The sequence below is a fragment of the Azospirillum sp. UENF 312511 genome (genome assembly GCF_058780635.1).
Genome location: NZ_JBSNCG010000001.1, coordinates 435838 through 447500 on the forward strand (window position 1 = coordinate 435838; position 11663 = coordinate 447500).

Below are 11663 nucleotides of genomic sequence, written 5' to 3' on the forward strand. Positions count from 1 at the left end.
TTCGTGGCGATCAGGGCATCCGTTCGTTGACGCTCCGTTCCGCGGCGACCGCGGCGGCCAGCGCGTCGCGGTAACGGCGCAGCCGCGCGTAGGTCGGCCAGACCATGCCGACCAGCGGGTCGCACCAGTGGACCAGGACCATCAGCCCCATTCCGGCGAATCCGCCGATCAGGGTGCCGGTGAGCAGGCCGGGCAGGGCGCCCAGGATCCAGGGATCGGACAGCCGCCCGGCGTCGTAGGCCTGCACCGCCGCCATCCCCACCGTCGCCGCCAGGGCCAGCGCGACCCCGACGCGCCCCGGCGCGTACCAGATCCGCAGATCTTCCCGGGTCAGCCCGTAATCCTCGGGGATCGGGCGCGCCGCGGCCTCCACAACGCCGTCCGGTACGCCGTCCGGGCGCGCATCGCCATCGCGCGGCGCGCCGAACACCGCGACGGGAGTCCCGCCGCCCTCGATCACCCGCCAGCGCCGCCGCGGGTCGCCGCCATCGTCTTCCAGCCGTTCCATCGCGCGATATTGCGCGGGCGGACGGGTTTCGGCAACGACGCTCTTGCCCGCCGCCGCCAGCCCGAGACTCAGCCGGGGCTTCCCGCCGCCGTGCCGGCTCCGGCAGACGGCGGCGGGAAGCCGCCATCGGCGGGCACCGCCTCGCAGTCCGCCTCCAGGGCGTATTTCACGATGGTGCCGTCGATCAGCCTCAGATCGTAGGATGGGTGCCCACCCAGGGTCCGCGCGATCACCATGGCGTCCCGTCCATGATGCCGGACCTTCGTGCCCAGTCGCAGCATGGTTCCAACCCCCGCATCCCGTGTTTCGTTAACGAAACCTTACGCCGGAGTGCCGCCGCCGGACGAGCAACAAAAAGGGGCATGCGGATGGGGCGACGGGCCTTTGCTTTGGGCATTGCCGGGATGATGTTTGCGGTCCATCATCCGCGGGTCGCACAAATCAAGAAGCCGAACCGTACAGAGGAAACGCACGGGTATGGATGCACAGGATCTGCGCGCGCTCCAGGCGCCGCTGAAGGACAAGTACAAGGAGGCCCCGGAGTCGGCGGTGGTCACGCTGAAAGCCCGCGGCGCGCTGGACGATTCCGGCATCGCCTGCAAGGTGGATACGGGCCGCGCGCTGGTCGAGGCCGGCCTGCACCCGGCGACCGGCGGGCCGGGCACCCAGGCCTGCTCCGGCGACATGCTGCTGGAGGCGCTGGTGGCCTGCGCGGGCGTGACGCTGAAGGCGGTCGCCACGGCGCTGGAGTTCAAGCTGCGCGGCGGCACGGTGTCGGCCGAAGGCGACCTGGATTTCCGCGGCACGCTGGGCGTGGCGAAGGACGTGCCGGTCGGTTTCCGCGCCATCCGCCTGCGCTTCGAGTTGGACACCGACGAACCGGCGGAGCGCATCGCCAGCCTGACCAAGCTGACCGAGCGCTATTGCGTCGTCTACCAGACCCTGGCCAACCCGCTGCCGATGGCGCTGTCCGTCGAGACGGGAGCCTGATGGAAGGATGGCCGGTCCAGCGGGTCCGGATCGGCCATTCCCCACCCATCAATCGTTGAGGCCATCAATCGTTGAGGAAGGGGTTGTACAGCCGCTCTTCCCCGATGGTCGAGGTCGGGCCGTGGCCGGGGATGAAGGTCACGTCGTCGCCCAGCGGGAACAGCTTGCTGCGGATCGATTCGATCAGGTCGCCGTGGTTGCCCTTGGGGAAGTCGGTGCGGCCGATGGAGCCCTGGAACAGCACGTCGCCGACGATGGCGATCTTGCTCGGCTTGTGAACGAAGACCACATGGCCCGGCGTGTGGCCCGGACAGTGGTGGACGTCCAGCGTCAGATTGCCGACCGTCACCGTGTCGCCTTCCTCCAGCCAGCGGTCCGGCGTGAAAGAGCGGACCGGCGGGAAGCCGAACATCTGGCTCTGCATCGGCATGCCGTCGATCCAGAACTGGTCCTCGCGGTGCGGCCCCTCGATGGGCAGTTTCAACTCGTCGGCGAGGTCGGCGACGGCGCCGGCGTGGTCGATGTGGCCGTGGGTGACCAGGATCTTCTCCAGCGTCACGCCCTTCGACTGGGCGGCGCGCAGGATGCGCGGAAGATCGCCGCCGGGATCGACGGCGGCGCCCTTCATCGTCTCCGGACACCAGAGCACCGTGCAGTTCTGCTGGAACGGAGTGACGGGAACGATGATGGTCTGCATGCCGCGTCCTTCGCCGGTCAATGATCAATGGTCAGGGATCAATTCGTGTTCGACCTTACGCGCCACCGTTTTCCAGGGCAAGAACCGGTACCAATTCCTGGGCAACACGGCTATATGGAGTGCACTTTATCTTTATCCCATTCCGCCGCGGGGGGCGGTGCCGGACCGAATGCTGTCGCAAAAAGCCAAATACGCCCTGCGTGCGCTGATCATGCTGGCCGAACGGACGGACGACGAACTCGTCCTGATCGCCGAAATCGCCGAGCGGGAGAACATTCCGCGCAAGTTCCTGGAAGCCATTCTGGTGGAACTGCGCAAGCATGGCCTGCTGTTCGCCAAGCGCGGCAAGAGCGGCGGCTACCGTCTGGCGCGCCCGGCGGAGGAGATTTCCTTCGGCGAGGTGATCCGGCTGATCGACGGGCATCTGGCGCCGATTCCCTGCGCCAGCAAGAATTCCTTCCGTCCCTGCGAGGACTGCATCGACCCGCCGACCTGTTCGGTGCGCTGGCTGATGGTCCAGGTGCGCGACGCCACCGCCCAGGTGCTCGACAACCAGACCCTGTCCGACGCCCTGCGCCACCGTCAGGCCACCGGCGGCCTGCCCGTCAACTTCGACATCTGACCGGCTTCCGCCCCGTCAGGGCATCAGATCCACGGCGATGAACACCCGGTCCAACGCGCGGTTCGTCGCCTCGCGCAGGATTCCCACCTCCAGAAGCTCGTCCACCAGAAGCTGGGCGCCGCGGAAGGTGCTGCCCAGCCGCTTCTGCACCCGCCGCACGGTCAGGGCGGGCTCCTCGAACAGAAGCTCCAGCAGGTCCGGGGTGCGGGAATTGCGGCGCTTGGCCCCCACCCGCTGCTGCCAGCTCTCTGCGGTGCGGTCCAGAGACAGGGCGCGTTCCCGCTCCCGCCGCGCCGTCTCCGCCACCGTGTCGGCCAGCCACAGCCGCCATCCCTCCTCCCGCCCGCGGGCGGCGAGGCCGGCGGTCGTGCGGTCGGCGTGCAGCGAGACGGACATTGGCAGCCAGACGTTCGGCACCCGGCAGCAGCGCGCCACGGCCAGCGCCGCCATCAGCCGGGCCGAGGGCACCGCCCAGGCGGGAATGCGCAGATCGGGCGCCGGGCGCAGCAGTTCGGCCAGCATGCCCACGCCGCCGAGCAGGGCCGGCGAGTCGCCGGCCTGATCCAGACGCTTGAGCAGGGTGGCCGCCTCCGCCTCGCGGTCCGCGGAGAAGGCCAGCCGTCCGGGATCGCGGCCGGACACCTCCGCCTGAAGGCAGCGCCACAATGCCTCAGCCCAGCCCAGCGTCCAGGCGGGAGGTGTGTCGTCCGCCGCAGGTGTGGCGTCGCCATCCTCGTCGTCGGGCGGGAAGGAAAAACGGACGTCCGACCCGGCCTCCAGTTGCGCCACCGCCCGCCAAGCATCGGCGGCGGCCCCGCTGGACGGGATCGGCGCCCGCGTGTTTCCCGCGTGGCGAGCCGGGGCGGCGATGACGCCTTGGGTGAACAGAGCGCCTTGCCACAGCGCGCGGACCGATTGCGCCGCCCCCCGTCCGGCGGTGGGGACGAGGTCGGTGCCGATGGTCGCCACCAGGAATTCCGCCGGGTCCACGGCCACCCCGTCGAGCCGCGCCGCCGCGCAGGACTCGCGCCGCGCCGCGTCGGCCCACAACCGGCGCCGGCGTGCCGGGTCCTGGACCACCTCCGCCAGCCGGCCGAGCGCGCGTTCGGCTTCCAGAAGAGCGGTCAGCAGTGCGGGGGAGAGGGGCTGGACTGTTGCGGACATGGCCGTTCGGGACAGGAGGCGGAGAGGGCGCGCATGATAGCGATCCGACGCATCGCTTCCAGCCCGATCCGTGAGGAAGCGATTTCACAGTGCGATGTGAAATTAACGCGGCTTGGCGTGGGAAATGACAAAAAACAGCCTTGCGGCATCCGAGGAATCATGCAAACTCTAGGAGGCAAATGGATATTGCATATACATTATAAAGAGTGTGGATACGGCGCGAGCGCCGGGTTTGTGAACAGCGGTGCGGCGCATGGTCTTCGGGCCGGTGCCGCCCCCCAATGAACCATACTGAGGGAGTGTGCCATGTCGTTTCGTGATCGGCTCTCCGCGCTCCGCGCGAACCGGTTTTCCATTGGCCGGCTCTCCGTAGGCCGCCTGTCCGCAATGGCCGCGGGTGTTGCCCTCGCCATGCTGACCATCGCGCCCGCCAAGGCGCAGACCACGCTGCTGAACGTCTCCTACGACCCCACCCGTGAATTCTATGTGGAGTTCAACAAGGCGTTCGCCAAGAAATGGCAGGCGGAAAACGGCCAGACGGTGACCGTCAAGCAGTCGCACGGCGGGTCGGGCAAGCAGGCGCGCTCGGTCATCGACGGGCTCGACGCCGACGTGGTGACGCTGGCGCTGGCCTACGACATCGACGCCATCGCCGACTCCGGCGCCCTGCCGAAGACGTGGCAGACACGCCTGCCGAACAACAGCTCCCCCTACACCTCGACGATCGTCTTCCTGGTCCGCAAGGGCAACCCGAAGCAGATCAAGGACTGGGACGACCTGCTGAAGCCGGGCGTGCAGGTCATCACCCCGAACCCGAAGACCTCGGGCGGGGCGCGCTGGAACTATCTGGCGGCCTGGGCCTACTCGCTGGAGAAGAACGGCAACGACGAGGCCAAGGCCAAGCAGTTCGTCGCCGACCTGTTCAAGAATGTCCCGGTGCTGGACAGCGGCGCCCGCGGCTCCACCGTCACCTTCACCCAGCGGCAGCTCGGCGATGTTCTGCTGGCCTGGGAGAACGAGGCCTTCCTGTCGCTCCAGGAATTCGGCGCCGACAAGTTCGACATCGTCGTGCCGTCGCTGTCGATCCTGGCGGAGCCGCCGGTCACGGTCGTCGATTCGGTGGTCGACCGCAAGGGAACGCGCAAGGCGGCGGAAGCCTACCTGAACTTCCTCTACACCCCCGAAGCGCAGGAGATCGCGGCGAAGAACTTCTACCGCCCGCGCCTGCCGGAGGTCGCTGCGCGGTATGCGGATCGCTTCCCGAATGTTAAGCTTGTGACCATCGACGGTTCCTTCGGGGGCTGGCGCACGGCGCAGGAGAAGCATTTCGCGGATGGCGGCGTCTTCGACCAGATTTACCAGAAGGGCCGCTGACCCGTGGTCGCGGCAACCACCAGCGACGCCGTGCTTCCCAATACGGGGGGCACGGTGTTGAGCGTTCTTCGAAAACCCAGCGTCCTGCCCGGCTTCGGGCTGACCCTGGGATTCACGCTGACCTATCTGTCCCTGATCGTCCTGCTGCCGCTGGCCGCGCTGGCGCTGAAGGCGGCTGGGTTGGGCTGGTCCGGCTTCTGGGACGCGGTGCTGACGCCGCGCGTCCTGGCCGCCTTCAAGGTCAGTTTCGGGCTGTCGCTGGCCGCCGCTGCGGTCAACGCCGTCTTCGGCTTCATCGTCGCCTGGGTGCTGGTGCGCTACCGCTTCCCCGGCGACCGGATCGTCGACGCGCTGGTGGATCTGCCCTTCGCCCTGCCCACCGCGGTCGCCGGCATCGCGCTCAGCGCGCTGTACGCACCCAACGGTTGGATCGGCTCCCTGCTGATGGAGTGGTTCGGGCTGAGGGTGGCCTTCACGCCGCTGGGCATCGCCATCGCCTTGACCTTCATCGGCCTGCCCTTCGTGGTGCGCACCGTGCAGCCGATCCTCCAGGACCTGCCGCCGGAGGAGGAGGAGGCCGCCGCGGCCCTGGGGGCCACGCGCTGGCAGGCCTTCCGGCGGGTGGTGTTCCCGGCGCTCCTGCCGGCCCTGCTGACCGGCTTCGCCCTGTCCTTCGCCCGCGGGGTGGGGGAGTACGGCTCGGTGATCTTCATCGCCGGCAACATCCCCGGCCTGTCGGAAATCCTTCCGCTGCTGATCGTCATCAAGCTGGAGCAGTACGACTATGCCGGCGCTGCCGCGGTCGGCGTGCTGATGCTGATGGCGTCCTTCGTGCTGCTGCTGGCCCTGAACCTGCTGCAAGCCTGGATGAGGTCGCGCCATGCTCGTTAAGAAAGCCGTCGGGTTCACCCCGGCGCTGGCCGACAGCCGCTGGGTGAAGGGGCTTCTGATCGCCACGGCGCTGGCCTTCCTGATGCTGTTCCTGGTGCTGCCGCTGGTCGCGGTCTTCGTCGAGGCGCTGCGCCGCGGCACGGACGCCTACTGGGCGGCCCTGATGGAGCCGGACGCGGTGGCGGCGATCAAGCTGACGCTGATCGTCGCGGTCATCGCCGTGCCGATGAACCTTCTCTTCGGCGTGGCGGCGTCCTGGTGCATCGCCAAGTTTGACTTCCGCGGCAAGGACGTGCTGATCACCCTGATCGACCTGCCCTTCTCGGTGTCGCCGGTGATCTCCGGCCTGATCTACGTGCTGCTGTTCGGGCTGCACGGGCTGATGGGGCCGCTCCTGAAGTCGCAGGGCATCCAGATCATCTTCGCGGTGCCGGGGCTGGTGCTCGCCACCGTCTTCGTCACCTTCCCCTTCGTCGCCCGCGAGCTGATCCCGCTGATGCAGGAGCAGGGCAACGAGGAGGAGGAGGCGGCGCTGGTGCTGGGCGCGTCCGGCTGGCAGACCTTCTGGCGCGTCACCTTGCCCAACATCAAATGGGGCCTGCTGTACGGCGTCCTGCTGTGCAACGCCCGCGCGATGGGCGAGTTCGGCGCGGTGTCGGTGGTGTCCGGCCACATCCGGGGCGAGACCAACACGATGCCCCTGCATGTCGAGATCCTCTACAACGAATACAACTTGGTCGCTGCCTTCGCGGTGGCCTCGGTGCTGGCCATGCTCGCCCTCGTCACGCTGGTCGTGAAGTCGGTGCTGGAATGGCGCTTCGGGGCTGAGCTGGCGGCCACCCGGCATTGAGGCGACGCACGTCATGGCGATCCAGGTTTCGGGCATCACCAAGCAATTCGGCAGTTTCCGCGCGCTCGACGCGGTGGACCTCGAGGTCCGTTCCGGCGAGCTTCTGGCCCTGCTCGGCCCGTCGGGCTCGGGCAAGACGACCCTGCTGCGCATCATGGCGGGGCTGGAGTTCGCCGATTCCGGCAGCCTCCTGCTCAACGGGGAGGAGGCGCTGAGCCTCACCCCGCGGGAGCGGCAGGTCGGCTTCGTCTTCCAGCATTACGCGCTGTTCCGCCACATGACCGTCTTCGAGAATGTGGCCTTCGGGATGAAGGTGCGGCCACGCGGCCAGCGCCCGGCCTCGACCGAGATCAAGCGGCGTGTCATGGAACTGCTGGAACTGGTCCAGCTCGCCCATTTCGCCGACCGCTATCCGGCGCAGCTCTCCGGCGGGCAGCGGCAGCGCGTGGCGCTGGCCCGCGCGCTCGCCATCGAGCCGAAGGTGCTGCTGCTCGACGAGCCGTTCGGCGCGCTCGACGCCAAGGTGCGCAAGGAGCTGCGGCGCTGGCTGCGCAAGCTGCACGAGGACATCCACATCACCTCCGTCTTCGTCACCCACGACCAGGAGGAGGCGCTGGAGCTGGCCGACCGCGTCGTGGTGATGAGCCAGGGCCGGATCGAGCAGGTGGGCAGCCCGGCGGAGGTCTACGACCGTCCGGCCTCGGCCTTCGTCTACGAGTTCCTCGGGCAGGTGAACCGCTTCGACTGTGTGGTGACCGACGGGGTGGCGCGGACGGCCAACGGGGCGCTGTCGATCCCCGCCGACGGCACGGTCCGCGGCCCGGCCATCGCCTATGTGCGCCCGCACGATCTGGGCCTCAGCCCCAGCGCCGGCGGGCCGGGCCGGGTGTCGGGCATCCATGTGGTGGGTCCGGACGCGCGCATCGAGATCGACCTCGCCGGCCTGCCGCTGGAGGCCGAGATGGACCGCGAGCGGCTGACCGCTCTGGGCCTGCGCCTCGGCGACCAGTGCAGCGTCCACATCGACCGCGCCCGCGTCTTCCCGCAGCCGTGACTGCTACACCGACGGCGCCCGGCCTAACCGCGAAAAGGGGCGGGCGGGGCGCCCCGCCTCATGCGAACGGGATTTCTGCGGGCCATGGAGCCTGCCCCGTCCGGGCCACGGACTAAGTCCAACGCCGACTCGTAACGCCATTGCCTTCTGGCGATGCGGACAGTGGATGTGTTGAGCCTTCCGCATTGCACCAAATGCAGGAGGCTCCGGTGGACCATTCAGGACTGTCGCAGGCCCCCGGCCCCGGCGCCGCCGCCCTGCGGACGGGCACCGGGGCCGGAGCCTGGTCGCCGCCGTTGCTGCTCGTGCTGCCGGTGATCCTGGCGCTGCTTCTCCTGCCGCTCATCCTGGTGGAGATGCCGCCGCTGCTCGACTACCCGAACCATCTGGCGCGGGTGGACGTGCTGCTGCATTACCGGACCGACCCCTTTCTGGGCGACCATTACTCCGCCTCCCTGACGCCGGTGCCGAACCTGCTGATGGAGGCGGTGATGCTGCCGCTGGCCAGCGTGCTGCCGCTGTACATCGCCGGGCGCGTCTACATGGCGCTGGCCGGGCTGCTGACCCTGTTCGGGGCGATGCTGCTGAACCGCACGCTGTTCGGGCGGTGGAGCCTGTGGCCGCTGTGCGGCGCGCTGTTCATCTACAACGCGACGCTGATCGGCGGCTTCATGAGCTTCTCGCTCGGCCTCGGCTTCCTGCTGGTCGGGCTGTCGCTGTGGATCGCGCTGGCGGGACGGCGCTGGCAGGTGCCGGTGGGGATGGGCTGCGCGCTGTTCCTCTATTTCGCCCACGCCATCGTGCTCGGCTCCTTCCTGCTCTGCCTGTTCGCGGTGGAGGCGGTGAAGTATGTGGGGCAGGGGCGCAAGCCGCCGACGCTCGCCAATCTCGGGCGCGACGCCCTGCGCTTCGCCGCGCTTCTGGTCCTTCCCGTGGCGCTGTTCGCCGGCACGGTGGGGACGCACCTCCTGCAATCCGATGCGGCGGCGGTGGGCGCCCGCGACAGCACGCCGGTCCTGCTGCTGAAGGAGGTCTATTGGCGGCTGAAGAAGCTGACCGAGCTGAAACAGTGGGGGTACCGGCTGCACGACATGCTGGCCCCGGTCCTGAACTACAACACGCTGCTCGACGTGGCGACCCTGCTGCTGATCCTGGGCGGCATGGTGGCGGCGCGTCTGGCCGGCTGGCTGCGCGCCGCGCCGGCGATGATGCTCGCGGTGGGGCTGTTCGTGCTGGCCTTCTTCGTCGTGCCGGACCCGTTCTTCGGCACCTATTTCGTGTCGATCCGCTTCTGGATCCTCGCGGCCTTCCTGCTGGTGGCCGGCACCGACATCCGCTTTCCCAGCGCCCGCGCCGCGGCGGCCTTCGCCGCCGGCCTGCTCGCCCTGCTGACGGTGAGGACCGGCGTGCTGACGCTCAACTGGCTGGCCTATGAGGACGATGTGGCCGACCTGCGCCGCGCCATGGAGCGGATCGAGCCCGGACGCTCCGTCCTGATCGCCTGGGCGGGGCAGGAGGCCGGCTGCTGCAACACGCGGGAGTTCCTGCTCACCCAGCCGCCCTGGCGGCACGCGCTGGTCGCCTTGCCCAGCCTGATCCATCTGCCGTCGCTCATCACCGTGGAGCGGCGCGCCTTCGTCCCGACCCTGTTCAGCCACCCGGGCAAGCAGCCGCTGACCGTGACCCAGCCCTACCGCGACCGCTGCATGGCGATCTACGAGGGGGTTCCGGTGGACGTCCGCCTGCTCTCCCGACCCGAGGAAGCGACCCTGCGCGACCATGTCGAGCCCTGCCCGCACTACATCGGCTGGCGGGACAAGTACGATTACGTGCTGGTGATGTTCTCCAACGTCTTCCACGCGGCCGGGCTGACGCCGCCGCCGGGAGCGCAGGAGGTCTACCGCGGCACCGTCTTCGACCTGTGGCGGGTCGAACGCTGAGGCGATTGCCCAGTCGTTCCGGTCAGTCGTTCTGGCCGGCCGGCTCGCTGAGCGCGTCGTAGCCGCGGTCGCGGACGCTCTTCAGGCTCTGGTCGATGGTCTCGGCGTCCACCCCGGCGGTGCGCAGCACGAGGCTGGCCAGTTGCAGGCTGGCCTCCAGCGTCTCCGGCACCACGGCGCTGGCCCCGGCCCTCTTCAGTCGCGCGCCGCGGTCGAGATCGTGGGCGCGGGCGGCGATGGCCAGCCGCGGGGCGGCACGGCGGATGGCCTCCACGGCGCGCTCCGCCATGTCGGGGCGGTTGACGGTGATGACAGCGGCCCGCGCCCGCTCGATCCCGGCGGCGCGCAGCACGCCGATCTGGCTGGAGTCGCCGTAATAGACCGGCAGCCCCTCGGCCCGCGCCGCCGCCACCCGCTGCGGGTCGAGGTCCAGCGCGACGTAGGGGATGTCGTGGGTGCGCAGCAGCCGGGCGACGGCGCGACCGACCCGGCCGTAGCCGGCGATCAGCACATGGCCGGTGATGTCGCTGGTCTCCACCCCGAAGGCCTCGGCGCCGTAGCGGGCCTCGACCTTCTGGGCCAGCCGCTGGGCGATGGCGCCGACCAGCGGCGTGACCGCCATGCTGAGCGCCACGCAGGAGGACAGCAGCAGCCCCGTCTCGCCCTCCAGCACCGCCAGCCGCGTCGCTTTGCCGATCAGCACGAAGGCGAACTCGCCGCCCTGCGACAGCAGCAGCCCGATGCGCAGCGACGTCGCCAGCCCGAGCCCCGACAGGCGGCAGAGCAGGAACAGCAGGATGCTCTTGCCGACCAGAAGCGCGGCGGTCACCATCAGGATGTGGTCGGCGCGCTGGAGCATGGCCGGCAGGTCCAGCGTCATGCCAACGGTCATGAAGAACAGGCCGAGCAGCAGGCCGCGGAACGGCTCGATGTCGGCCTCCACCTGATGGCGGTAGGCGGTGTCGGCCATCAGCATGCCGGCCAGGAAGGCGCCCAGCGCCATCGACATGCCGGCCGCCGCCGTCAGCCAGGCGACCGCCAGGACGACCAGCAGGTTGGTCGCCGTGAAGACCTCCGGGCTCTTGGCCGAGGCCACGAAGTGATAGACCGGGCGCACCACGAAGCGGCCCAGCAGCATGATGGCGCCGATTGCCGCGACGGCCTTGACCCCGGCCAGGGCGAGCGCCCAGGGAATGCTGGTGTCGCCGCCGGCCAGCAGCGGCAGCAGGGTCAACAGCGGCACGACGGCCAGATCCTGGAAGATCAGCACGGCGACCGACACGCGCCCGAACCGCGCCACCGTCTCCCCGCGCTCGACCAGCAGCTTCAACACCGTGGCGGTGGAGGAAAAGGCCAGCATGCCGCCAATCACCAGCGCCGCCGCCATGCCCTCGCCCAGCGCGTAGGCGACGGCGGCGATGGCGGCGCTGGTCAGGACGACCTGCATCAGCCCCAGCCCGAAGATGTAGCGCCGCATCGCCCGCAGGCGCGACAGCGGCAGCTCCAGCCCGATGGCGAAGAGGAGGAAGACCACCCCGAATTCGGACAGGACCTGCGGCAGCTCCATGTCCAC

Annotated in this window: 12 protein-coding genes (1 of these 12 running past the window's edge); 7 read left to right on the plus strand and 5 right to left on the minus strand. The window is 69.2% G+C overall.

Annotation, left to right across the window (positions count from 1 at the left end):
• Positions 1-10: 10 nt before the first annotated feature.
• Together ACWPN7_RS01935 and ACWPN7_RS01940 are read right to left on the minus strand one after the other, a co-directional pair.
• Positions 11-508, minus strand: a complete 498-nt coding sequence (locus tag ACWPN7_RS01935) for a hypothetical protein (RefSeq protein ID WP_349622001.1) — start codon at positions 506-508, stop codon at positions 11-13.
• Between the two features lie 68 nt (positions 509-576).
• Complete coding sequence (locus ACWPN7_RS01940) at positions 577-789, minus strand: hypothetical protein (RefSeq protein ID WP_040134579.1); 213 nt, start codon at positions 787-789, stop codon at positions 577-579.
• A 196-nt stretch (positions 790-985) separates the two neighbouring features.
• Here ACWPN7_RS01940 and ACWPN7_RS01945 point away from each other — a divergent pair, with 196 nt between their 5' ends.
• Positions 986-1498 carry an OsmC family protein gene (locus ACWPN7_RS01945; RefSeq protein WP_200775683.1) on the plus strand — a complete coding sequence of 171 codons (513 nt, stop codon included), beginning with the start codon at positions 986-988 and terminating at the stop codon, positions 1496-1498.
• A 64-nt stretch (positions 1499-1562) separates the two neighbouring features.
• On the opposite strand, the gene ACWPN7_RS01950 is transcribed toward ACWPN7_RS01945, so the two are convergent.
• Positions 1563-2195 (minus strand): MBL fold metallo-hydrolase, encoded by a 633-nt coding sequence (locus ACWPN7_RS01950; RefSeq protein ID WP_040134577.1) that lies wholly within the window; start codon positions 2193-2195, stop codon positions 1563-1565.
• A 169-nt stretch (positions 2196-2364) separates the two neighbouring features.
• Between ACWPN7_RS01950 and ACWPN7_RS01955 the strand changes: the two genes are divergently transcribed.
• Positions 2365-2817, plus strand: a complete 453-nt coding sequence (locus ACWPN7_RS01955; protein WP_014198135.1) for an RrF2 family transcriptional regulator — start codon at positions 2365-2367, stop codon at positions 2815-2817.
• A gap of 15 nt (positions 2818-2832) precedes the next feature.
• Here ACWPN7_RS01955 and ACWPN7_RS01960 read toward each other — a convergent pair whose 3' ends face one another.
• Positions 2833-3981, minus strand: a complete 1149-nt coding sequence (locus ACWPN7_RS01960) for a hypothetical protein (RefSeq protein WP_459198202.1) — start codon at positions 3979-3981, stop codon at positions 2833-2835.
• A gap of 306 nt (positions 3982-4287) precedes the next feature.
• On the opposite strand from ACWPN7_RS01960, the gene ACWPN7_RS01965 reads away from it, so the two are divergent.
• The 5 genes from ACWPN7_RS01965 to ACWPN7_RS01985 all read left to right on the plus strand — a co-directional run bounded on the left by ACWPN7_RS01965 (position 4288) and on the right by ACWPN7_RS01985 (position 10090).
• Positions 4288-5355, plus strand: a complete 1068-nt coding sequence (locus tag ACWPN7_RS01965) for a sulfate ABC transporter substrate-binding protein (RefSeq protein ID WP_459198201.1) — start codon at positions 4288-4290, stop codon at positions 5353-5355.
• A gap of 57 nt (positions 5356-5412) precedes the next feature.
• Positions 5413-6246: a sulfate ABC transporter permease subunit CysT gene (cysT, locus tag ACWPN7_RS01970; protein WP_207197903.1), complete on the plus strand. Its 834-nt coding sequence runs from the start codon at positions 5413-5415 to the stop codon at positions 6244-6246.
• A complete protein-coding gene (cysW, locus tag ACWPN7_RS01975; RefSeq protein ID WP_451994552.1) occupies positions 6236-7096 on the plus strand; it encodes a sulfate ABC transporter permease subunit CysW in 861 nt (286 codons plus the stop codon). Before cysT ends, cysW begins: the two co-directional genes overlap by 11 nt.
• 13 nt (positions 7097-7109) lie before the next feature.
• Positions 7110-8150 (plus strand): sulfate/molybdate ABC transporter ATP-binding protein, encoded by a 1041-nt coding sequence (locus ACWPN7_RS01980; protein WP_040134573.1) that lies wholly within the window; start codon positions 7110-7112, stop codon positions 8148-8150.
• Positions 8151-8359: 209 nt separating this feature from the next.
• Positions 8360-10090 (plus strand): hypothetical protein, encoded by a 1731-nt coding sequence (locus tag ACWPN7_RS01985; protein WP_459198200.1) that lies wholly within the window; start codon positions 8360-8362, stop codon positions 10088-10090.
• Positions 10091-10112: 22 nt separating this feature from the next.
• Here the strand turns inward: ACWPN7_RS01985 and ACWPN7_RS01990 are convergent, their stop codons facing one another.
• Positions 10113-11663 carry the 3' portion of a monovalent cation:proton antiporter-2 (CPA2) family protein gene (locus ACWPN7_RS01990; RefSeq protein WP_459198199.1) on the minus strand. The gene runs 150 nt beyond the window's last position, so the window shows 1551 of its 1701 coding nt (coding positions 151-1701); its start codon lies beyond the right edge, outside the window — the gene reads right to left on this strand; it ends in the stop codon at positions 10113-10115.